Here is a 22,250-nt window from a genome sequence, read left to right on the forward strand (position 1 = left end):
GCACCTCCTCGTGGGAGCGGCTTCGGGCTCGCCACGGGTGTGACGGGCCTCACCTACCGATTGTTCGGTCGCCGGTGCATTTTGGCTACAGGCGGCCCCAGGCTGTGGACAATCGGTTCTCCACAGCCTGTGATGGACGCAGTACGTCCATGGTAGGAAGGCGGGGGGACATGGCATCTGAACAAATGGCCGAGCGCCCGGAGGAGTCCGGCGCCCCGCCGCCCCCGCGCCCGCTCGACGCGGTGGACCACGACATCCTGCGCATGCTCCGCGCGGACGGCCGCGCCTCGGTCCGCTCGGTCGCCGAACGGGTGCACGTCTCGCGCGCCAACGCCTACGCGCGCATCAACCGGCTCGTCGAGGACGGCGTCATCCGCGGCTTCGGCGCCCGCGTGGACCACGAGCGGGCGGGCCAGGGCACCTCGGCCTACATCACGCTGAAGATCGTCCAGAATTCCTGGCGCACGGTGCGCGAGCAGCTCAGGCAGCTCCCCGGCGCCTCCCACATCGCCCTGCTGGGCGGTGACTTCGACGTCCTGCTGCTGGTGCACACGCAGGACAACCGCGCCCTGCGCGAGCTGGTGCTCACCCGCATCCAGGCGATACCGCAGGTGCTCAGCACCCGCACGCTCCTGGTGTTCGAGACGGAGGACCTGGAGCCGCAGGGCTGAGCCTGCGCGGCGGGTCAGGCCGTCCGGTCGCCGCGGAGTCCGCCGAAGACCAGCCGCGCGACGGCGTCGGCCACCTCGCGGGCGCCCGCGCCGCGGCCGTCGGGCCGGTACCACTCGACAATCGAGTTGATCATGCCGAAGACCAGCCGGGTGGCGAGCCGCGGCTCCACGTCGCCGCGTACGTCCCCCTCGGCCGCCGCGGCCTTCATCAGAGCGGCGACCCGGTGGTCGAACTCGCGCCGCCGCTCCAGCGCCCACCGCTCGGTGCCGGTGTTGCCCCGCACCCTCAGCAGCAGCGTCACGTAGGGCAGTTCGGCCAGCAGCACCTCGACCATGCGCCGCACGACGTGCTCCAGGCGCTCGGCGGCGCTGCCCTCGCGCGCGTGCTCCTCGTCGAGGATGCCGAAGAGGCCGTCCAGGGCGCGGCTGACGGCGCGTCGCAGCAGCTCCTCCTTGCCGGAGACGTGGTGGTAGATCGACGACTTGGAGATGCCGGCGGCCTTGGAGAGGTGCTCCATGGAGGTGCCGTCGTAGCCGCGTTCGTTGAAGACCCGGACGGCGACGGAGAGCAGCGTCTCGGGCGTGTACGTGTCGCGCTTGGCGGTGGTCATGGGGAACTGCCCTCCGTTGCGTCGCAGGCGTGTGCGTGGCGGTGGAGCGCGAGGGACGGGACGCAGCGCCCCGCGGGGTCGCGCCGGTGCACCTCGGTGAGCAGGGCGTGGGCCCATCGGCGGCCGAGCCGGTCGCCCCACGCGAAGGGACCGAGCGGGTAGTTGACGCCGAGGCGCATCGCCGTGTCGACGTCCTCGCGCGTGGCGACGCCCTGGGCGACGGCGTCGTGCGCCAGGTCGACGATCCGGGCGACCGTACGGGCGACGATCATGCCCGGGACGTCGCCGACGACGCTGACCTCCTTGCCGAGCGCCTGGAACAGGCCGGTGGCCTCGGCCAGGGTGCGCGGCGCGGCGCCCGGCCGGCCGGCCAGGGCGATCCGGCCGGCCGCGCGGTAGTCGAGCGCCAGGTCGAACTGGACGGCGTCCCCGAGTTCGGCCGAGGTGCGCCCGTCGGCGAGCCGGAGCCGGCCCCCGCCGGGCAGGAGCAGCGCGCCCGCCCCCTCCGTTCCGCCCTCGCGGACCTCGATCCCGGCCTCCCGGAGCAGTCCGGGCAGGTCGGCGGCGGGGCCCAGGTCGCCGGTGACGACGACGTGCGCGGGCGGGTCCGCCGGCGCGGCGGTGTGCGGTGCCGGGCGCTCGGCGCCCTCCCCGTACGCGTACCAGCCCCGGCCGCTCTTGCGGCCGAGCCGGCCGGACTCGACCAGCCGGCGCTGGGCGAGGGACGGCGTGAACCGCGCGTCCCGGAAGAAGGAGCGCCACACGGAGTGCGTGACGGACTCGTTGACGTCCTGCCCGATCAGGTCGGTCAGCTCGAAGGCGCCCATCCGGAAGCCGCCCGACTCGCGCAGCACGGCGTCCACGGTGGCCGGGTCGGCGCCGCGCGCCTCGTACACCGCGAACGCCTCGGCGTAGAAGGGCCGGGCGATGCGGTTGACGATGAAGCCGGGCGTGTCCGCGCAGTACACGGGGGTCTTGCCCCAGGCGCGGGCCGTCTCGTACGCGCGCGTGGCCGCCGCCGGGGCGGTGGCGAAGCCGGAGACCACCTCGACCAGCGGGAGCAGCGGCGCCGGGTTGAAGAAGTGCAGGCCGACGAAGCGCTCCGGCCCGTCGAGGGCCCCGCCGACGGCGGTGACCGACAGGGAGGAGGTGTTGGTGGCGAGCAGGCACCCCTCGCCGACGACGGACTCCAGCGCGCGCAGCAGCTCCTGCTTGGCGTCGAGCCGCTCCACGACGGCCTCGACGACCAGACCGCAGCCGGCCAGCTCCGCGAGGCTCCCGGCGGGCGCCAGACGGGCACGCGCCGCGTCCCGCTCGGCGCCGCCGAGCCGCCCCTTCTCGACGAGCCGGTCGAGCCGGGCGCCGATCGCCTCGGCCGCCTGGCCGGCCCGCCCGGGGACGGCGTCGTGGAGCCGCACGGGATGCCCCGCGACCAGCGCCACCTGGGCGATCCCCTGCCCCATGGTGCCGGTGCCGACCACGCCCACGGGGCTGTCGAGGTCGAGTGCTGTCATGGCGGAATCCTCCCCCACGGGGTTTTCCACAGAAGCGGCGGACCCCCTTGTACCGACCGATCGTTCGGTTACTCTAGCCCTGTCCGCCCGTTCCTGCCCAGGCCGTGCCGGGTCGTGGACACCGTGAACACCGTGGAGGCTGTGAACACGGTGCCCGCGGTGAGCCCGGCGACCGCGCGCGGACCCACGGCGTACGCAGCCCGCACCGCCCCGACGCAGAGCCGAGACGAGGAGTTGGTCCCGCATGGCCGCCGCACTCACCGCGCCCGAGCTGACCGCCCAGCACCGGTCCACCCTCGACCGGGCGCTGGAGACGATCCGCACGCGCGCGTACTGGTCCCCCCACCCCGAACACCCCAAGGCGTACGGGGAGGGCGGCAGCCTCGACCTCGCGGCGGGCAAGGCCGCCTTCGACGCGCTGCTCGGCACCCGCCTCGACCTCGGCCAGCCCGGCACCGACGACTGGGTGGGCGGCGAGGTCTCCCCGTACGGCGTCGAGCTGGGCGTGACCTACCCGCACGCGGACGTCGACGTGCTGCTGCCCGCCATGCTGGCCGGCCGGCGGGCCTGGCGGGACGCGGGCCCCGAGCTGCGCGCGATGGTCTGCCTGGAGATCCTGCGGCGGATCGCGGACCGGACGCACGAGTTCGCGCACGCGGTCATGCACACCTCGGGACAGGCGTTCATGATGGCGTTCCAGGCGGGCGGCCCGCACGCCCAGGACCGCGGCCTGGAGGCGGTGGCGTACGCCTACGCGGAGCAGGTCCGCACCCCCCGGACGGCCGAGTGGACCAAGCCGCAGGGCAAGCGGGACCCGCTCGTGCTCACCAAGGAGTTCACGGCGGTCCCGCGCGGCATCGGCCTGGTCGTCGGCTGCAACACCTTCCCGACGTGGAACGGCTACCCGGGCCTCTTCGCCTCCCTGGCCACCGGCAACGCCGTCCTGGTCAAGCCGCACCCGCGGGCGGTGCTGCCGCTCGCGCTCACCGTGCGCATCGCGCGCGAGGTGCTCGGCGAGGCGGGCTTCGACCCCAACCTGGTCGCGCTCGCCGCCGAGCGGCCCGGCGAGGGCATCGCCAGGACGCTCGCCACCCGCCCGGAGATCCGGATCATCGACTACACCGGGTCCACCGAGTTCGGCGACTGGCTGGAGGCCCACGCCCGCCAGGCCCAGGTGTACACGGAGAAGGCCGGCGTCAACACGGTGATCGTGGAGTCGACCGGGAACTACCGGGGCATGCTCGCCAACCTGGCGTTCTCCCTCTCGCTCTACAGCGGCCAGATGTGCACCACCCCGCAGAACCTGCTGGTCCCCCGCGACGGCATCGCCACCGACCAGGGCCCGAAGAGCTTCGACGAGGTCGCCGCCGACCTCGCCGCGGCGGTGGACAAACTGCTCGGCGACGACGCCCGCGCCACTGGAATCCTCGGCGCGATCGTCAACCCCGGCGTGAGGCAGCGCCTGGAGGACGCCGCCGGTCTCGGCGAGGTCGCCCTCGCCTCCCGCGCGATCGTCCACCCGGAGTTCCCGGACGCCACCGTGCGCTCCCCGCTCATCGTCAAGCTGGACAGCGCCAAGCCGGCGGACGAGGCGGCCTGCGCCACCGAGTGCTTCGGCCCGGTCTCCTTCCTCGTCGCCGTCGACTCCGCCGAGCACGCGGTGGAGCTGCTGCGCCGCAGCGTCCGGGAGCAGGGCGCGATGACCGTCGGCGCCTACACCACCGACGCCGGGGTCGAGGAGGCGGTGCGCGAGGCGTGCCTGGACGAGGCGGCCCAGCTCTCGCTGAACCTCACCGGCGGGGTGTACGTCAACCAGACGGCCGCCTTCTCCGACTTCCACGGCTCGGGCGGCAACCCGGCGGCCAACGCGGCCCTGTGCGACGGCGCGTTCGTCGCGGACCGCTTCCGGATGGTGGAGATCCGCCGGGAGGCGTAGGCACCCCCGGGCAGGACGCCCAGGGCGCCGTGGCGGTCCGGTGGCACGACGGCGGGGCGCCTGAGGGCACACCGGCCCGGTGCGCACCGGGTACGGGCGCCAGGACGGCACAGCGGCACCGTGGCACAGCGGCACCGTGGCACGCCGGCACCGTGGCACGCCGGTCACGGCCCGTCGTGCCGCCCGTTCACCCGCCCTGGGCCGGAGCGCCCGGCACGGGGCGGGCGGCCACGGCGGGCCCCCCGCCGGGGCCGTCCACGGCGCTTCCCGGAGGGCCGCCGGCCGTGGCGCTCCAGTGGTAGAGGGCCATGGCGACACTGGTCGCCAGGTTGTAGCTGGAGACCTGCGGGCGCATCGGCAGCGCCACCAGATGGTCGGCCCGCGCGCGCAGCTCGGGCGTGAGGCCGCTGCGCTCCGAGCCGAAGGCCAGCAGCGCGTCGTCCGGCAGGAGGGTCCCCCGGATGTCCTCGCCCTCCGGGTCGAGCGCGAAGACCGGGCCCGGCGGCAGCTCCGCCGCGGTCAGCCGTTCCACGACCGTCGCGTAGTGCAGCCCCGCCCCGCCGCGCACCACCGTGGGGTGCCAGGGGTCGAGGGTGCCCGTGGTGACCACGCCGGTCGCGCCGAAACCGGCGGCGAGCCGGATCACGGCCCCCGCGTTGCCGAGGTTGCGCGGCTGGTCGAGGACGACGACGGGCGCGGTGCGCGGCAGCGCCGCCAGCCTCCGCAGCCCCTCCTCGCGCGCCGGGCGCACGGCCAGCGCGGCCACCGCGGTCGGGTGCGGACGCGGCACCAGCGCGGCGTACGCGTCCCGGTCCACCGGCACCAGCAGCCCGTCCAGGGCGTCCCGTACGTCCGGCGCCAGCTCGTCGGCGAGGGCCAGGGCGCCCGCGCGGTCGGCGGTGACCGCCACGGGGACCTCGGCGCCGAAGCGCAGCGCGTGCTTGAGGGCGTGGAAGCCGTCCAGCAGCACGCAGCGGCCGGCGTGGCCGCGCCAGGCGGCCAGGGCCTCGGAGGCGGGGTCGGTCATGCCGGGAAGCCTACGCGCGCCGCCGCGTCCTCCTCCCCGGAGCGCGGGGCGGGCACCTCGGCGGGCGGCCGTTCCCCGTCGCCGGTGCGCCGGGCGAGGCGGGCCACCCGGGCGCCCAGGCGGCGCAGGAAGGACGTCGGCAGGAAGACCGCGTCGGCCGCGATCATCGCCAGCGAGAAGAACGGCAGCCCCAGCACCACGGCGATCACGGCGTGCTCGGTCATCATCACGGCCAGCAGGAGGTTCTTGACCCGCCGGTTGAAGAGCGTGAACGGGAAGGCGACCTGCACCACGACGGTGCCGTAGGTGATGAGCATGACCATGGTGCCGCTGGCCGCCAGCACCTGCGACAGGGCGGGCCACGGGGCGAAGTAGTCGAGGTGCAGCGGGTAGTAGACGGCGGTGCCGTCCTGCCAGCGCGAGCCCTGGATCTTGTACCAGCCGGCGGTGGCGTAGATCAGGCATGCCTCGGCCATGATGACCAGCAGGGCGCCGTTGTGCACCACGCGGGCGACGACGTCGAGCAGGACGCGCGGCTCGTCGCTCCGCGCGCGGCGCAGCACGGTCCACCACAGGGCCTGCGCGAGCCACACCGTCCACAGCAGGACCGGGACGAGACGGTCGCCGTCGAGCCGCCCGGCCAGCGTCACCGCGACCAGCACGCAGCCGAGCACGGCCCACAGGACGGGCCCCGTCCGGTCGGTGACGCGCTCGCCCCGCGCGCGGGCCGCCTCCGCGCGCCGGGCCCGGCACGCGTCCAGGGACCACACCTGGGCGCACCGCGTGAACACCAGGTAGATGCTCATCAGGTGCAGGACGTTGTCGCCGCCGTCGCCCATGAAGATGCTGCGGTTCTGGAGCGAGAGCACGCCGATCATGAACAGCACCGACGTGGTGCGGGTGCGCCAGCCGAGCAGCAGCAGCACGCTCGCCAGGACGGCGAGGACGTAGACCGCCTCGAACCAGAACCGGCCGTCCCACCACAGGAGCGCCGTGAAGGCGCCGTTGTCCGCGATCAGTTGCTCGGCGAGATCGCGGCTCCAGGGGCCGTCGGGGCCGTACAGCTCGTGCCGGTGGGGCAGTTCGCGCAGCAGGAAGAGAAACCAGGTGAGGCTGAAGCCGATCCGGATCACGGCGGTCTGGTACGGGCCGAGCGCGGACCCGGTGACGCGGGCGATGCCGCGGGAGAGCGAGAGGGCGAGGCCGTTCACGCGGCGCCCCCTTCCGTGTCGCGGGCGGGCATCGGCCACCAGGGCAGCTCGCGGTGGTCGGGCCGCTGCGCGGAGACCTTCTCCCCGCTCCACGGGGGCGGCGCGACGGCGGTGGTGCGGGAGCGGTACTGGACGCGGTCGACCGAGCCGCCCGGACCGGCGACGCCGTCGCGCTCCAGGCGCAGGGCGGCGATGCGCAGCAGGTAGCTCTCGGAGAGGGCGCCCCTGAGGCCCACGGGGCGGTTGTCGGAGTCGTGGGTGGCGAGGAAGAAGTCCCAGGCGCGGCGGAGTTCGTTCTGCTGGGTGTGGCTCGGCAGCGGGTTGCCGCGGATGGCCAGGCCGTCCTGGGCGGAGAGGTCGTACCAGCCGGTGGTGCGCACCCCGCCGTCCGCCGTGCTCACCTCGGCGCGGACCTGGACGGAGATGTTCTGCTGGAGCGGGTTGGGCGCGAACAGCTTCCAGTTCTGCTCGAACTCCGGGTAGATCCACTCGTCGACCACGGCGCCGTGCTGCTTGGTGAGGGTGTTCGAGGGGGCGACGTGCAGGAACATCAGGCCGACGTGGACACAGACGACGACGGCGACGACGGCGAGCGCGAGCGCGGCGCCGACCTGGTAGCGCGGGGACAGCGCGTCGACCCCGGCGCGGGGCCCTGCGGGCGGCGGGTCGGGCGGTGAGGCGGGGTCCTCGGACGGCTGGTCCTGGGCCTCGGGGGTCTCAGGGGCCTCAGGAGCCTCGGGGGTCTCAAGGGCCTCGGGGGTCTCAAGGGCCTCGCGGGCCTCAGGAGCCTCGCGGGCCTCAGGAGCCTCGCGGGCCTCAGGAGCCTCAGGAGCCCCGGACGCCTCCTCGGCACCGGGCGAGCCACCCGGCGGGCGTATCCGGTCGGCAGGGGCCTCGCGCGCCTCGGGGCGCACGTGCCCCGCCGGCCCGCCGGACCCGCCCCGCCCGGCGTTCGAGCCTGTCTCGTCCGCGTCCATTCCCGCCCCGTCCCCGGTCTCGGTCGCCGGTACCGATCCGTCGTTCCGTCCGTTCCCCGGCGCTCGAACGCGAACGGTACTCAGGACCGCCCGTCCGCACAGCCCCGGGCGGACCACCCGCACCGCGGCCCCCGCCCGCACCGCCCGCCGGACCACGCGCCCGGACCAAGCGCCCGGACCAAGCTCCCGGAGCACGCGCCCGGGACCGGACAGGGCCACGACCTGACCCCGACCGGGCCCCGACCGGATCTAGAGAACGTGCCCCGGCTCGCCCCGCTCGTCCCGGACGGGCCGGCCCGCCGCGGCCCAGCTCTGCATGCCGCCGTCGACGTTCACCGCGTCGATGCCCTGCTGGACGAGGTACTGGGTGACCTGGGCGGAACGCCCGCCGGAGCGGCAGATCACGTGCACGCGGCCGTCGGCCGGCGCGGCCTCGGTCAGCTCCCCGTACCGGGCGACGAACTCGCTCAGCGGCAGGTGCAGCGCACCGTCGGCGTGACCGGCCCGCCACTCGTCGTCCTCGCGGACGTCCAGCAGGAAGTCGTCGTCCTTGAGGTCCGCGACCTCGACCGTGGGGACACCAGCTCCGAAACTCATGCCCCCGACGCTACCGGAGCCCCTCACACCCGCCCGCGTCACTCCCGCCCGGTCACGCCTGTCCGAGCACGGAGGCCAGTTCGTCCTCCCGCTCGCGCACCTGCTGCGTGAGCTGCTCGCCGATCTCGTCCAGCAGCCGGTCGGGATCGTCCGGGGCCAGCCGCAGCATGGCGCCGATCGCGCTGTCCTCCAGCTCCCTGGCGAGCACGGTGAGCAGTTCCTTGCGCTCGGCGAGCCACTCCAGGCGGGCGTACAGCTCCTCGCCGTGGCTGGGCCGCCGCTCGGGCACCGGACCGGCCTCCCACTCCGCGGCCAGTTCGCGCAGCTCGGCGGCGTCGCCGCGGGCGTAGGCGGCGTTGACGCGGGTGATGAACTCCTCGCGCCGGGCCCGTTCCCGCTCCTCCTGGGCGAGGTCGGGGTGGGCCTTGCGGGCCAGCTCGCGGTAGAGCTTGCGGGCCTCCTCGCCGGGCCGCACCCGCTGCGGGGGCCGTACCGCCTGGTCGGTGAGCATCGCGGCGGCCTCCGGGAACAGCCCGTGGCCGTCCATCCAGCCGTGCATCAGCTCCTCGACCCCGGGTATCGGCATCAGCCGGGCCCGTGCCTCGTCGGCGCGGCGCAGGTCGTCGGGGTCCTGGGTGCGGGCGGCGCGGGCCTCCAGGATCTGCGCCTCCAGCTCCTCCAGACGCGCGTAGACCGGGCCGAGCCGCTGTTCGTGCAGGCGAGAGAAGTTCTCCACCTCCACGCGGAAGGTCTCCAGCGCGATCTCGTACTCGATGAGTGCCTGCTCGGCGGCGCGAACGGCCCGTTCCAGGCGTTCCTCGGGCCGCGGCGCACCGTTACCGGGCGGCGCCGCCGAGTCCGCACCCGCGCCGTCGCCCCCCTGCTCAGCTTCCGGGGTCGTCACCCGGACAGCGTAGGCCACGTTTCCGGGGCCCCGGATCGTCCCCGGGGGCCCCGGCACGCCGCCCAGGCCGTTCGCCGGGGCCCTCAGACGCCGGTCTCGGCCGCGACCCGCCCGGAACGCACCGCCGCGAGCAGGACGGCGTGGTCCGCCTCCGTACGGTCGGCGTAGGCGACGGCGAAGGCGGCCACGGCCGCGTCCAGTTCCCCGCTCTTGCCGCAGTACCCGGCGATCAGGCGCGGGTCGGCGCTGTGCGCGTGGGCGCGGGCCAGCAGGGCGCCGGTCATGCGGGCGTAGTCGTCGATCTGGCCGGCGGCGAGCGCGGCGGGGTCGACGCTGCCCTGGCGGTTGCGGAACTGCCGTACCTGGAAGGGCCGCCCGGCGACCGAGGTCCAGCCCAGCAGGAGATCGCTGACCACCTGCATGCGCTGCTGGCCCCGTACGACCCGGCGGCCCTCGTGCTCGGGCCCGGGGACGGCGAAGCCGGCGGTGGCGAGGTGGGGCAGGAGGACGGAGGGCCGGGCCTCCTTGACCTGGAGCACGAGCGGTTCGCCGCGGTGGTCCAGGAGCAGCACCACGTAGGACCGGGTGCCGACGCTGCCGGTGCCGACGACGCGGAAGGCCACGTCGTGCACGGCGTACCGGGCCAGCAGGGGCAGCCGCTCCGCGGGCAGCGTGGCCAGGTACCCCTCCAGGGAGGCCGCGACCCGCGCCGCCTCCGCGTCCGGCACCCGGCGCAGCACGGGCGGGGCGTCGGTGAAGCGCCGTCCGCCGTCCTCGGTGGCCTCGGTCGACCTCGCCGCGAAACGGCCGCTGGTGTTGGCCCGCGCCTTCACGGAGACCCGCTCCAGCGTGCCGAGCAGGTCGTGGGCGTCGGTGTGGGAGACGAGTTCCTCGTCGGCGACGGCGTTCCAGGCGTCCAGCACGGGGAGTCTCGCCAGCAGCCGCATGGTGCGCCGGTAGGAGCCGGCCGCGTCGTGGGCGGCGGCGCGGCAGGTGTCCTCGTCGGCGCCCGCCTCGCGGCCCGCGAGCACCAGCGAGGCGGCGAGCCGCTTGAGATCCCACTCCCAGGGGCCGGGAACGGTCTCGTCGAAGTCGTCGAGATCGATGACGAGGCCGCCGCGCGCGTCGCCGTAGAGGCCGAAGTTGGCCGCGTGCGCGTCACCGCAGAGCTGGGCGGCGACCCGGGTCGCCGGAGTGCGGGCCAGGTCGTACGCCATCAGACCGGCCGAGCCGCGCAGGAAGGCGAAGGGCGTGGCCGCCATCCGCCCGGCGCGCAGCGGGGTCAGCTCGGGTATCCGGCCGCGGTGGGACTCCTCCAGCGCGCTCACCGCGTCCGGCCGGCCGGGGTCCACGTCGAGGACGGCGTGCGCGGAACGCGGCACACCGCGGCGCAGCGCCTTGCCCTCGGCCCGCGGCGATCCGGTGCCCGGCCACCGCGCGAACCCGGGAACGACCGGCAGCCGCACCGGACCAGCCCCATCCGCACGCGAACCGCAGTCCGCACCCAGACCGGCGCCCGAACCCGGACCGGTACCCGAACCCGGCCCGATACCCGGACCCGCACCCGAACCAGCGCCCTTACCCGTCCCGACGCCCGCACCCGCACCCGAACCCGCACCCGCACCCAACCCGGCGCCCGTCCGCATCCTTGCCCTCGCCTCGGTCATGGTGACCGTCCTCCCCCCGGCGGCCCCGACGGCACCGCCGCTCGTCGGCCCGTCCGTTCCCTGTCGCGCACCGGCACCGGCGCAGACGCTACCGCCCGCGGCCCCCGCCGTACACGCCCCGCGACCAGCGGGAACACCCCCGTGCGAGGCGCCCTCGCGGCACCGCCGCGTCCCCGCATAACGCCGGGCAGGGGGCGGGCCGGGAGGTGCCGCGGCGCCGGACGGCGGGCTTACGGTTCCGGCGACCGCCCACGGAGCGCGCCCCCGGACCACAGCGGCCTGCCCCGCGTCCCGGGGGGCGCGCTCCCCCGCGAGCGCCCGTCATGCACACCCGTCCACCCTCCCCGGGGGCTCCCCCCGCCGGGGAGACCGAGGAGAACGAGGAACCGCCATGACACCCACCACCCCCGGCGACCCCGGCGGCATCAGCCGCAAGGCACTGCTCAGGGCGGCCCTCGCCGCCGGCGCCGCCGTCCCGCTGCTGGCCGGCGGCGGCAGCGCCCTGGCCCGGGACGCCGCCCGCACCCCGGGCCGGACCCTGGCGCCGACCCCGTACTGCGACGACGGCGACGACCCGACGCCCGACCAGATGGAGGGCCCGTACTTCAAGCCGAACTCACCGCTGCGCACCGACCTGGTGACGCCGGGCACCCCCGGCACCCCGCTCACCGTCGGCGGCTACGTCTTCGGACGCGACTGCGCCCCGCTCCCCGGCGTCCTGCTCGACTTCTGGCAGGCGGACACCACCGGCGCCTACGACATGACCGGCTACGCCTTCCGCGGCCACCAGTTCACCGACGCCACCGGCGCGTTCACCCTGCGCACGATCGTCCCCGGCCTCTACCCGGGCCGCACCCGGCACCTCCACGTCAAGGCGCAGGACCCCGGCAAGCCGGTCCTCACCACCCAGCTCTACTTCCCTGGCGAGCCGCGCAACGCCACGGACACGCTCTTCGACCCGGACCTCCTGATGACCGTCCGGGACGCGGGCGGCGGCAGGCAGGCCGGCTTCGACTTCGTGCTCGACGTGGAGGGCGGCTCGGGCCCCGGCCCCACCGACCCGCCGACCGACCCGCCGTCCGGCACCTGGGCGGCCGGCCACCCGTACGCGGCCGGCGACCGGGTCACGTACAACGGTGCCTCCTACCGCTGCCTCCAGGCGCACACCTCGATGGCCGGCTGGGAGCCCCCCGTCGTCCCGGCCCTGTGGCACCGCGAATAGGGCCGGGCAGGTCACCAACTCCACCGAGAGCACACGGACTTGCTCTCCCACGCCGCCGAGTCCGTGAGCGGGCCGGGACACCGCCGTCCCGGCCCGTCCCGTCATGAGAGGTTCCTCACACCCCCCGCCGGCGGTCCACCGGCCCCGGCCGGGAGCGAGGAGACGAAAAAAGAGGGCGGCATCGCCTCAGCGATGCCGCCCTCTTCATGGTGCGCGAGGGGGGAGTTGAACCCCCACGCCCTTGCGGGCACTGGAACCTGAATCCAGCGCGTCTGCCTATTCCGCCACCCGCGCATTTGGGTGTGTCGTCCGGCTCCGTCCCCTTCGGTCCGGCGCCTTCCGACACGAGAACATTAGCACGCTGGACGGGGTGCCTTCACATCCCTTTTCCCCGGGTTCCCCAGGCCCCACAGGGCGCCGGAGGGCTCCCCGGGCACTCTTCCCGGCCCCGGCGCGTTCACGTATCAACCTCGTACCGGTCGGGCCCGTCTCCCCCCACGACGGTCGGGGTCCACGGCCCGGTGCGGGACACTGGTCGTCGGGCGCCTCTACGATCCTGGGCACGAGGACGCGCGCGAGCGCGCACCGACGGAGCCGAGGAGTTCGAGGGGAGGCTCCACCGGGAACTCCGAGAGGCGTCGACACCCGTCGACCGGGCCGACAGGGGGAACCAGCCGATCGACCGGCGCGTGGATACGATCAGTAAGCAGTACCAGGTAGGCAGTGCGCGGACATCCGGCACGGCACGCAGTACGCAAGGCAGTGGACAGGGCGGCAGCGACGGAGGAGGTGCCCCATGGGAGTCCTGAAGAAGTTCGAGCAGCGTCTCGAAGGTCTGGTCAACGGCACCTTCGCGAAGGTGTTCAAGTCCGAGGTACAGCCTGTGGAGATCGCGGGAGCGCTTCAGCGCGAGTGCGACAACAACGCGACCATCTGGAACCGCGACCGCACCGTCGTGCCCAACGACTTCATCGTGGAACTGAGCACGCCCGACTACGAGCGGCTCAGCCCCTACTCCGGGCAGCTCGGCGACGAGCTGGCGGGCATGGTCCGCGACTACGCCGGCCAGCAGCGCTACACCTTCATGGGCCCCATCAAGGTCCACCTGGAGAAGGCGGACGACCTCGACACCGGCCTGTACCGGGTGCGCAGCCGTACGCTCGCCTCCTCCTCCAGCGGCCAGCCGGGCGGCCCCGCCCACCCCGGCGCCGGCACACCCCCCGGACGGCCCCCGGGCCCCGCCGGCGGACAGCCGGGCGGCTACGGTTACCCGCCCGCCTCCCCTCCCGGCGGCGCCCCGCCCATGCCGGCCGCGCCCCCGCCGGGCGGCGGCTACGGCTACCCTCCCGCCGCGGGCGCCCACCGCCCCGCCGGCGGACGCACCCGCCACTGGATCGAGATCAACGGCAACCGCCACCAGATCTCCCGCGCGACGCTGGTGCTGGGCCGCAGCACCGAGGCGGACGTGCGCGTCGACGACCCCGGCGTCTCCCGCCGGCACTGCGAGATCCGGACCGGAACGCCCTCGACGATCCAGGACCTCGGGTCCACCAACGGCATCGTGGTGGACGGGCAGCACACCACCCACGCTACGCTCCGCGACGGCTCGCGAATCGTCGTGGGCAGCACCACCGTTATCTACAGGCAAGCCGAAGGGTGATCCGGGGGCAATGTCAGAGCTGACCCTCACGGTCATGCGGCTGGGTTTTCTCGCCGTACTGTGGCTGTTCGTCATCGTGGCCGTGCAGGTCATCCGCAGCGACCTGTTCGGGACACGGGTCACCCAGCGCGGCGCGCGGCGCGAGGCCGGACGGCCCCAGCAGTCCGCGCGCCAGGGCCAGGCGCCCCCGCAACAGCGCCAGCAACCGGGCGGGCGGGCCCGCCGCAACGCCCCCACCAAGCTGGTGGTGACGGAGGGGACCCTCACCGGCACCACCGTCGCGCTCCAGGGCCAGACCATCACCCTGGGCCGGGCGCACGACAGCACGATCGTGCTGGACGACGACTACGCCTCCAGCCGGCATGCCAGGATCTACCCCGACCGCGACGGCCAGTGGATCGTCGAGGACCTCGGCTCGACCAACGGCACCTATCTGGACCGGTCCCGGCTGACGACCCCGACACCGATTTCGCCGGGGGCGCCGATCCGCATCGGCAAAACCGTCATCGAGCTGCGGAAGTAGTGCTACACCAATGAATCAGCGCGAGCGGAGCGAGCACGCGGAGGCGGCCGTCACCCCCGGCCCCGGCGCGCTCCCGACCGGAGGGTGGGCAGTGTGGCTCGACACGACCGGCTGCATGCGGAGCCGACGGGCGAGGTGCGCATGAGTCTGTCACTGCGCTTCGCCGCCGGATCGCACAAAGGCATGATCCGGGAGGGCAACGAGGACTCCGGTTACGCCGGTCCCCGGCTGCTCGCCATCGCGGACGGCATGGGCGGCCAGGCCGCCGGCGAGGTCGCCTCCTCCGAGGTGATCTCCACCATCGTCGCCCTCGACGACGACGTGCCCGGCTCCGACCTCCTCACCTCCCTCGGCACCGCCGTGCGGCGGGCCAACGACCAGCTCCGGCAGATGGTCGAGGAGGACCCGGCCCTGGAGGGCATGGGCACCACGCTCACCGCCCTGCTCTGGACCGGCCAGCGCCTCGGCCTCGTCCACGTCGGCGACTCGCGCGCCTACCTGCTGCGCGACGGCGTGCTGACCCAGATCACCCAGGACCACACCTGGGTGCAGCGCCTGGTCGACGAGGGGCGCATCACCGAGGAGGAGGCGGGCACCCACCCGCAGCGCTCCCTGCTCATGCGCGCCCTCGGCAGCGGCGACCACGTCGAACCCGACCTCTCCATCCGCGAGGTCCGGGCCGGCGACCGTTACCTCATCTGCTCCGACGGGCTCTCCGGCGTCGTCTCCCACCAGACCCTGGAGGAGACCCTCGCCAGCTATCAGGGCCCCCAGGAGACCGTCCAGGAGCTGATCCAGCTCGCGCTGCGCGGCGGCGGACCCGACAACATCACCGTCATCGTCGCGGACGTCCTCGACCTCGACACCGGCGACACGCTCTCCGGGCAGTTGTCCGACACGCCGATCGTGGTCGGCGCCGTCGCGGAGAACCAGCTCCAGGTCAACGACAACGGCATCATGCAGACCCCGGCCGGCCGCGCCGCCGGCCTCGGCCGCCGGGGACAGCGCCGCGGCGGCGGCGAGTTCGGCCCGCCCGGCAGCGGCGACGCCGCCGGCTACGCCCCCGCGGGCGGCTTCGGGGAGTACGACGAGGGCGACTTCGTCAAACCCCGCAAGAACCGCCGCTGGCTCAAGCGGTCCTTCTACAGCGTGCTCACCCTCGCCGTCATCGGCGGCGGGCTCTACGGCGGCTGGCGCTGGACCCAGACCCAGTACTACGTGGGCACCAACAACGACCACGTGGCGCTCTACCGGGGCATCAGCCAGGACCTCGCCTGGGTCTCGCTCTCGAAGGTCCAGAAGGACCACCCCGAGATCGAACTCAAGTACCTCCCGCCCTACCAGCAGAAGCTGGTGGAGTCGACCATCGCCGAGGGCGACCTGAACGACGCCCGCGCGAAGATCGAGGAGCTGTCGGTACAGGCGTCCGCCTGCCGCAAACAGGCCGAACGGCGGGTCGCGGAGAGCGAGAACGCCAAGTCCGGCGAGGGCCAGGCCGGAGGCACCACGGGAACCACCCCGGCCTCCCTCACGTCCAAGGCCACGGCCGCCCCGACCGCGCCCACCGCGTCGGAGCCGCCCTCGGAACCCGGATCGACCACGTCCCCGTCCACGACCGCACCCACTTCCAGCCCCGGCCCCAGCCTCTCGGAGGAGGAGCAGAAGGTCGTCTCGCTGTGCGGTAAGCAGTAGGCAAGCCGTGAGAGGCCCCGTCACACGATGAGCAGTACTACGAACTCGCCGACGCACCACACGTCCACGATCGGTGCCATCGGCGCACCCAGCCGCCGCAACACCGAACTGGCCCTGCTGGCCTTCGCCGTGGTCATCCCGGTCTTCGCCTACGCCAACGTGGGCCTGGCCCAGCACGGCGAGGTGCCCACCGGGCTGCTGAGCTACGGCCTGGGCCTCGGCCTGCTGGCCGGCGTCGGCCACCTGGTGGTGCGCAAGTTCGCCCCCTTCGCGGACCCGCTGCTGCTGCCGCTGGCCACGCTGCTCAACGGGCTGGGGCTGGTCGCCATCTGGCGGCTGGACCAGTCGGAGCTGCTCCAGTCCATCCACCAGGCCGGGAACGCGGCCCCGCGGCAGCTCATGTACACCGCGATGGGCATCGCGCTCTTCGTCGTCGTGATGGTCTTCCTCAAGGACCACCGCGTCCTCCAGCGCTACACGTACATCTCCATGGCCGGCGCGCTGGTCCTGCTGCTGCTGCCGCTCGTGCCGGGCCTGGGCCTCGACGTCTACGGCGCCAAGATCTGGATTCAGATCGGCTCGTTCAGCATCCAGCCCGGCGAGTTCGCCAAGATCGTGCTGGCGATCTTCTTCGCCGGCTACCTGATGGTGAAGCGGGACGCGCTGGCCCTGGCCAGCCGCCGCTTCATGGGGCTCTACCTGCCCCGTGGCCGCGACCTCGGCCCGATCCTGGTGGTCTGGGCGATCTCGATCCTGATCCTCGTCTTCGAGACCGACCTCGGCACCTCGCTGCTCTTCTTCGGCATGTTCGTGATCATGCTGTACGTCGCCACCGAGCGGACGAGCTGGATCGTCTTCGGTCTGCTGATGTCCGCGGTCGGCGCGGTCGGCGTGGCCAGCTTCGAACCGCACATCCAGACCCGTGTGCAGGCATGGCTCGACCCGATGCGCGAGTACCAGCTCAGCCGGTCCGGCGCCACCGACGGCATGGTCCACTCCGAGCAGGCGATGCAGGCGCTGTGGGCCTTCGGCTCCGGCGGCACCCTCGGCACCGGCTGGGGCCAGGGCCACTCCGAGCTGATCCGCTTCGCCGCCAACTCCGACTTCATCCTCGCCACCTTCGGCGAGGAGCTGGGCCTGGCCGGCATCATGGCGCTGCTGCTGCTGTACGCGCTGATCGTGGAGCGCGGCGTGCGCACCGCCCTCGCCGCCCGCGACCCCTTCGGCAAGCTGCTCGCCATCGGCCTCTCCGGCGCCTTCGCCCTCCAGGTGTTCGTCGTCGCCGGCGGTGTGATGGGCCTCATCCCGCTCACCGGTATGACGATGCCGTTCCTGGCGTACGGAGGCTCCTCCGTCATCGCCAACTGGGCCCTGATCGGCATCCTGTTGCGGATCAGCGACACCGCTCGCCGCCCGGCCCCGGCCCCCGCCGCCAACCCCGACGCCGAGATGACCCAGGTGGTCCGACCGTGAACAAGCCCCTGCGCCGAATCGCGATCTTCTGCGGCCTCCTGGTGCTGACCCTGCTGCTGCGCGACAACTGGCTCCAGTACGTCCAGGCCGACACCCTGAAGAACGACGAGAACAACCGCCGCGTCGCCATCGAGCGGTACGCCAGCCCGCGCGGCGACATCATCGTGGACGGCAAGGCCATCACCGGCCACGCCACCACCAAGGGCGACTTCAAGTACAAGCGCACCTACAAGGACGGCGCCATGTGGGCGCCGGTGACCGGCTACGTCTCCCAGGCGTACGGCGCCACCCAGATCGAGGCCATCAACGACGGCATCCTCACCGGCAACGACGACCGGCTCTTCTTCCGCAACACGCTCGACATGCTCACCGGCAAGAAGCGCGAGGGCGGCAACGTCGTCACCACCCTGAACGCCGCCGCCCAGAAGGCCGCCTACGAGGGCCTGGCCAAGCGGGGCGGCAAGGGCGCCGTCGCGGCGATCGAGCCGTCCACGGGCAAGATCCTCGCGCTCGCCTCGTACCCGTCGTACGACCCCTCGGTCTTCGCCGGCGGTTCCAACGCGGACGGCGAGGCGTGGAACAAGCTCCAGAAGAAGAACGACAAGAACGACCCGATGCTCAACCGCGCGCTGCGCGAGGTCTACCCGCCCGGCTCCACCTTCAAGGTGGTCACCGCCGCCGCGGCCCTGGAGAACGGGCTGTACTCCTCGGCCGAGGAGAAGACCGACTCGCCGCTGCCCTGGACCATGCCCGGCACCACGACCGAGCTGCCCAACGAGGGCAACATCCCCTGTGAGGACGCCACCCTGCGCGAGGCGCTGCGGGTCTCCTGCAACACCGTCTTCGGCAAGATCGGCTCCGACCTCGGCAACGAGAAGATGCTGGACCAGGCGAAGAAGTTCGGCTTCACCGAGGAGCAGTTCGTCCCGGTCCGCTCCAGCGCCTCGGTCTTCTCCGACGACATGAACCAGTCGCAGACCGCGCTCTCCTCCATCGGCCAGTTCAACACCGCGGCGACCCCGCTCCAGATGGCCATGGTCACCGCGGCCATCGCCAACAACGGCACGCTGATGAAGCCGTACATGGTCGACGAGCTGCAGGCGCCGAGCGTGGACACGATCGAGAAGACGGACCCGCAGGAGATGAGCAAGCCGCTCTCCGCGCAGAACGCCCAGATCCTCCAGTCCATGATGGAGACCGTGGTCAAGGACGGCACGGGAGCCAACGCGCAGATCCCCGGCGTCACCGTCGGCGGCAAGACCGGTACCGCCCAGCACGGTGTGGACAACAGCGAGAACCCGTACGCCTGGTTCATCTCCTACGCCAAGGGCGCGGACGGCAGCTCGCCGGTGGCCGTGGCCGTGGTGGTCGAGGACGAGGCCGCGGTCCGCGACGACATCTCCGGCGGCGGCCTCGCGGCGCCGATCGCGAAGAGCGTGATGCAGGCCGTGCTCAACGGCAAGAGGTGAGCGGGGACCGGACGGGACGTGACTCCGGTCACGCCGCCTCCACATCGGCGCACGTTGCGATACCGGTCCCGTATCGGCTGACAGGCTTGGCCGGGTGACGCAAAGCGAGCCGGGTACGGTAGGCCGGACGGCAGCCTCCGACCGTACAAGCAGGCCGGTCGGGACCGACGGAGAGGGCTGGTAGGTAGCTATGGAAGAGCCGCGTCGCCTCGGCGGGCGGTATGAGCTGGGCCAGGTGCTCGGCCGTGGAGGCATGGCCGAGGTGTACCTCGCCCACGACTCCCGGCTCGGCCGCACCGTGGCGGTGAAGACGCTGCGCGCGGACCTCGCGCGCGACCCGTCCTTCCAGGCCCGGTTCCGCCGGGAGGCCCAGTCGGCCGCCTCGCTCAACCACCCCGCGATCGTCGCGGTCTACGACACGGGCGAGGACTACATCGGCGAGGTCTCCATCCCGTACATCGTGATGGAGTACGTCGACGGGTCCACCCTGCGCGAGCTGCTCCACTCCGGCCGCAAGCTGCTGCCCGAGCGGACGCTGGAGATGACCATCGGCATCCTCCAGGCGCTGGAGTACTCGCACCGGGCCGGCATCGTCCACCGTGACATCAAACCGGCCAACGTCATGCTCACGCGCAACGGCCAGGTCAAGGTCATGGACTTCGGCATCGCCCGTGCGATGGGCGACTCCGGCATGACGATGACCCAGACCTCCGCCGTGATCGGCACCGCCCAGTACCTCTCCCCGGAACAGGCCAAAGGCGAGCAGGTGGACGCCCGCTCCGACCTGTACTCCACCGGCTGCCTGCTCTACGAACTGCTCACGGTCCGGCCGCCGTTCGTCGGCGACTCCCCGGTCGCCGTGGCCTACCAGCACGTGCGCGAGGAGCCGCAGGCGCCCAGCGTCTTCGACCCCGAGATCACGCCCGAGATGGACGCCATCGTCCTGAAGGCGCTCGTCAAGGACCCCGACTACCGCTACCAGTCGGCCGACGAGATGCGCGCCGACATCGAGGCGTGCCTCGACGGCCAGCCGGTCGCCGCCACCGCCGCGATGGGCGCCGTCGGCTACGTCGGCTACCCGGGCGAGCAGCCGACGACGGCGATGCGCGCGGACTCCGGCGCGGCCACGACGATGCTGCCCCCGGCCAACCCGGACGACGGCGGCTACGGCTACGACGACCGCCCCGACCGGCGGCGCCAGAAGAAGTCCTCCTCCAACACCTCCACGATCCTGCTGGCCGTGGCCGGAGTGGTCGTCCTCGTCGGCGCCATCCTGATCGGCAAGTGGGTCTTCAGCGGCGACCAGGCCGACAACGACAAGCTCGCCGTGCCGGTCTTCGTCGGCCTGTCGAAGAGCGACGCCGAGAGCGCGGCGACCAACGTCGACCTGGTGGTGGAGTTCACCGAGAAGCCCTGCGAGGACCAGGCCAAGGGCAACATCTGCTCGCAGGACCCGAAGCAGGGCACCGAGGTCGAGAAGAACTCCACGGTCAGCCTCGTGGTCTCCACGGGCGCCCCCAAGGTCGCCGTGCCCAACGTCATCGACAAGAACGTCGACGACGCCACCCGGCGCCTGGAGGAGAAGGGCTTCAAGGTCGAGACCAAGCAGACCGAGTCCTCCCAGACCGAGGGCACCGTCCTCAGCCAGGACCCCGACCCGAGCACCGAGCTGGAGAAGGGCTCGACGGTGACCCTGGAGGTCGCCAAGCCGGTGGCGAAGTCGACCGTGCCCGACGTGATCAACCGCACCTGTGACGAGGCCAAGGCCCAGTTGCAGGGCAACAACCTCAAGGGCACCTGCTCCGAGGAGGAGACCGGCGACCCGAACCAGGTGGGCAAGGTCATCCGCACCACGCCGGAGCGCAACCAGCAGGTCGACCCGGGCTCCGAGGTCCAGATCGTCATCGGCAAGGCGGCGGCGAAGGCCAAGGTCCCCGAGGTCCGCGGCTCCACCGTGGCGCAGGCCCGGCAGACGCTCCAGTCGCAGGGCTTCACCAACGTCCAGGCACCCGGCGCCCAGGACGACAACGCGGTGGTCGTCGGCCTCGACCCGCAGCCCGGCACCGAGGTGGACGACCCGGGCGGCACGCAGATCACCCTCCAGACCGCGGGCGGAGGTGGCGGCAACGAGGGCGGCGGCTTCATCGGCGGACTCAACGGCCGCCGCAACTGAGCCCCGCGGCCACCCGCTCACGACGGAGCCCCGGCACCCCTCACGCGAGGGGGCCGGGGCTCCGTCGTGCGGTCCCGGTGGCGGCCCGGTGGGCCGGCCCGAGGGGATCGGTCCCGGTGCGGCCACGGGGGCCGCCCCGGACGGGAGCGGGTGAGGCTCAGCCGAGTTCCTTCGGCGGCGTCCGGTCGCCGTCCACCTTCTCGGTGCGGACCAGCTCGCCCCACACCACGTACCGGTACCGGCTGGTGTACACCGGCGTGCAGGTGGTCAGGGTGATGTAGTGGCCGGCCTCCTCGCGGCCGGACTCCTCCGGCACCGGGGCGAGGACGTCGACGTTGTACTTCGAGGTCTCCGGGAGGATGCCGTAGACCTTGTAGACGTACCAGGTGTCCTTCGTCTCGAAGACGATCGGGTCACCCTTCTTGATCTTGTGGATGTCGTGGAACTTGGCGCCGTGCCCGTCGCGGTGGGCCGCCAGCGAGAAGTTCCCCTTCTCGCCCGAGGCCGGCAGCGTCGCCTCGACGGGGTCGGTGTAGTAGCCGGCCACGCCGTCGTTCAGGATCTCGCTCGACGTGCCCTTCTCCACCAGGACCTCGCCGGCGCCCATCGCGGGCACGTGCAGGAAGCCGATGCCGGCCTTGGTGTCCAGCGCGCCCGGCCCGGACGGCCCGGCCTCGCGCGCCCAGGTGTCGCGGACCCGCTCCGCCTGCCGGTCGGCCGCGCGGTCGGCGACCACGTTCGTCCACCACAGCGAGTAGGCGACGAACAGGCCGAGCACCAGGCCCGCGGTGATGAGAAGTTCACCGAGGAAGCTGACGGCCAGGGCGGCGAGGCGTCCCGCACCGCGTCTTCGGCCCGCGGGCGGCGGTGTGCCGGGCGCGGCGGTGTGCTCTTCGTGGTCCGTGTCGGTGGTCGCTGCCACT

General features: G+C 73.2%; 18 protein-coding genes and 1 tRNA gene. 9 read left to right on the forward strand and 10 right to left on the reverse strand.

What is annotated here, in order from left to right; translation table 11 throughout:
- The first annotated feature begins 170 nt into the window (after positions 1–170).
- Positions 171–671 (forward strand): Lrp/AsnC family transcriptional regulator, encoded by a 501-nt coding sequence (locus tag J5Y05_RS13965; protein ID WP_372450489.1) that lies wholly within the window; start codon positions 171–173, stop codon positions 669–671.
- A gap of 14 nt (positions 672–685) precedes the next feature.
- Here J5Y05_RS13965 and J5Y05_RS13970 read toward each other — a convergent pair whose 3' ends face one another.
- On the reverse strand, positions 686–1,282 hold the full coding sequence (locus J5Y05_RS13970; RefSeq protein WP_210872126.1) for a TetR/AcrR family transcriptional regulator: 597 nt from the start codon (positions 1,280–1,282) through the stop codon (positions 686–688).
- Positions 1,279–2,796, reverse strand: coding sequence for a 3-hydroxyacyl-CoA dehydrogenase (locus J5Y05_RS13975; protein WP_210872128.1), 1,518 nt, complete (start codon positions 2,794–2,796; stop codon positions 1,279–1,281). Before J5Y05_RS13975 ends, J5Y05_RS13970 begins: the two co-directional genes overlap by 4 nt.
- Before the next feature lie 244 nt (positions 2,797–3,040).
- Here J5Y05_RS13975 and paaN point away from each other — a divergent pair, with 244 nt between their 5' ends.
- The gene (paaN, locus tag J5Y05_RS13980) at positions 3,041–4,732 is read left to right on the forward strand and encodes a phenylacetic acid degradation protein PaaN (protein ID WP_210872130.1); all 1,692 of its coding nucleotides are present in this window, start codon (positions 3,041–3,043) and stop codon (positions 4,730–4,732) included.
- 187 nt (positions 4,733–4,919) lie between these two features.
- Here the strand turns inward: paaN and J5Y05_RS13985 are convergent, their stop codons facing one another.
- From J5Y05_RS13985 to J5Y05_RS14010, 6 genes are all read right to left on the reverse strand, one after another.
- Complete coding sequence (locus J5Y05_RS13985; RefSeq protein WP_210872132.1) at positions 4,920–5,759, reverse strand: TrmH family RNA methyltransferase; 840 nt, start codon at positions 5,757–5,759, stop codon at positions 4,920–4,922.
- On the reverse strand, positions 5,756–6,970 hold the full coding sequence (locus tag J5Y05_RS13990) for an HTTM domain-containing protein (protein WP_210872133.1): 1,215 nt from the start codon (positions 6,968–6,970) through the stop codon (positions 5,756–5,758). Before J5Y05_RS13990 ends, J5Y05_RS13985 begins: the two co-directional genes overlap by 4 nt.
- Positions 6,967–7,947 carry a DUF5819 family protein gene (locus J5Y05_RS13995; RefSeq protein WP_210872136.1) on the reverse strand — a complete coding sequence of 327 codons (981 nt, stop codon included), beginning with the start codon at positions 7,945–7,947 and terminating at the stop codon, positions 6,967–6,969. The genes J5Y05_RS13990 and J5Y05_RS13995 overlap by 4 nt, the downstream gene beginning before the upstream one ends.
- Before the next feature lie 249 nt (positions 7,948–8,196).
- Positions 8,197–8,544: a rhodanese-like domain-containing protein gene (locus tag J5Y05_RS14000; protein ID WP_210872138.1), complete on the reverse strand. Its 348-nt coding sequence runs from the start codon at positions 8,542–8,544 to the stop codon at positions 8,197–8,199.
- Positions 8,545–8,596: 52 nt separating this feature from the next.
- Entirely contained in the window at positions 8,597–9,448 is an 852-nt protein-coding gene (locus tag J5Y05_RS14005) for a hypothetical protein (protein WP_210872140.1), read from the reverse strand.
- Positions 9,449–9,531: 83 nt separating this feature from the next.
- On the reverse strand, positions 9,532–11,094 hold the full coding sequence (locus J5Y05_RS14010; RefSeq protein ID WP_210872773.1) for a DUF2252 domain-containing protein: 1,563 nt from the start codon (positions 11,092–11,094) through the stop codon (positions 9,532–9,534).
- 412 nt (positions 11,095–11,506) lie between these two features.
- Between J5Y05_RS14010 and J5Y05_RS14015 the strand changes: the two genes are divergently transcribed.
- Positions 11,507–12,337: a dioxygenase family protein gene (locus J5Y05_RS14015; RefSeq protein ID WP_210872142.1), complete on the forward strand. Its 831-nt coding sequence runs from the start codon at positions 11,507–11,509 to the stop codon at positions 12,335–12,337.
- A 207-nt stretch (positions 12,338–12,544) separates the two neighbouring features.
- Here J5Y05_RS14015 and J5Y05_RS14020 read toward each other — a convergent pair.
- Positions 12,545–12,631, reverse strand: a tRNA-Leu gene (locus J5Y05_RS14020).
- A 502-nt stretch (positions 12,632–13,133) separates the two neighbouring features.
- Here J5Y05_RS14020 and J5Y05_RS14025 point away from each other — a divergent pair.
- The 6 genes from J5Y05_RS14025 to pknB all read left to right on the forward strand — a co-directional run bounded on the left by J5Y05_RS14025 (position 13,134) and on the right by pknB (position 21,327).
- Positions 13,134–13,997: an FHA domain-containing protein gene (locus J5Y05_RS14025; protein WP_210872144.1), complete on the forward strand. Its 864-nt coding sequence runs from the start codon at positions 13,134–13,136 to the stop codon at positions 13,995–13,997.
- A gap of 10 nt (positions 13,998–14,007) precedes the next feature.
- Positions 14,008–14,520, forward strand: coding sequence for an FHA domain-containing protein FhaB/FipA (locus J5Y05_RS14030; protein ID WP_210872146.1), 513 nt, complete (start codon positions 14,008–14,010; stop codon positions 14,518–14,520).
- 141 nt (positions 14,521–14,661) lie between these two features.
- Complete coding sequence (locus tag J5Y05_RS14035) at positions 14,662–16,212, forward strand: Stp1/IreP family PP2C-type Ser/Thr phosphatase (protein WP_210872148.1); 1,551 nt, start codon at positions 14,662–14,664, stop codon at positions 16,210–16,212.
- A 27-nt stretch (positions 16,213–16,239) separates the two neighbouring features.
- Entirely contained in the window at positions 16,240–17,685 is a 1,446-nt protein-coding gene (locus J5Y05_RS14040) for an FtsW/RodA/SpoVE family cell cycle protein (RefSeq protein ID WP_210872150.1), read from the forward strand.
- Positions 17,682–19,154, forward strand: a complete 1,473-nt coding sequence (locus tag J5Y05_RS14045; protein ID WP_210872152.1) for a peptidoglycan D,D-transpeptidase FtsI family protein — start codon at positions 17,682–17,684, stop codon at positions 19,152–19,154. The genes J5Y05_RS14040 and J5Y05_RS14045 overlap by 4 nt, the downstream gene beginning before the upstream one ends.
- A 190-nt stretch (positions 19,155–19,344) precedes the next feature.
- The gene (pknB, locus tag J5Y05_RS14050; protein ID WP_210872154.1) at positions 19,345–21,327 is read left to right on the forward strand and encodes a Stk1 family PASTA domain-containing Ser/Thr kinase; all 1,983 of its coding nucleotides are present in this window, start codon (positions 19,345–19,347) and stop codon (positions 21,325–21,327) included.
- A 157-nt stretch (positions 21,328–21,484) separates the two neighbouring features.
- Here the strand turns inward: pknB and J5Y05_RS14055 are convergent, their stop codons facing one another.
- Positions 21,485–22,249: a class E sortase gene (locus J5Y05_RS14055; protein ID WP_210872156.1), complete on the reverse strand. Its 765-nt coding sequence runs from the start codon at positions 22,247–22,249 to the stop codon at positions 21,485–21,487.
- Position 22,250 lies beyond the last annotated feature (1 nt).

Origin of the sequence: Streptomyces tagetis, assembly GCF_018069565.1 — a bacterium.
In the GTDB taxonomy this organism is placed as follows: domain Bacteria; phylum Actinomycetota; class Actinomycetes; order Streptomycetales; family Streptomycetaceae; genus Streptomyces; species Streptomyces tagetis.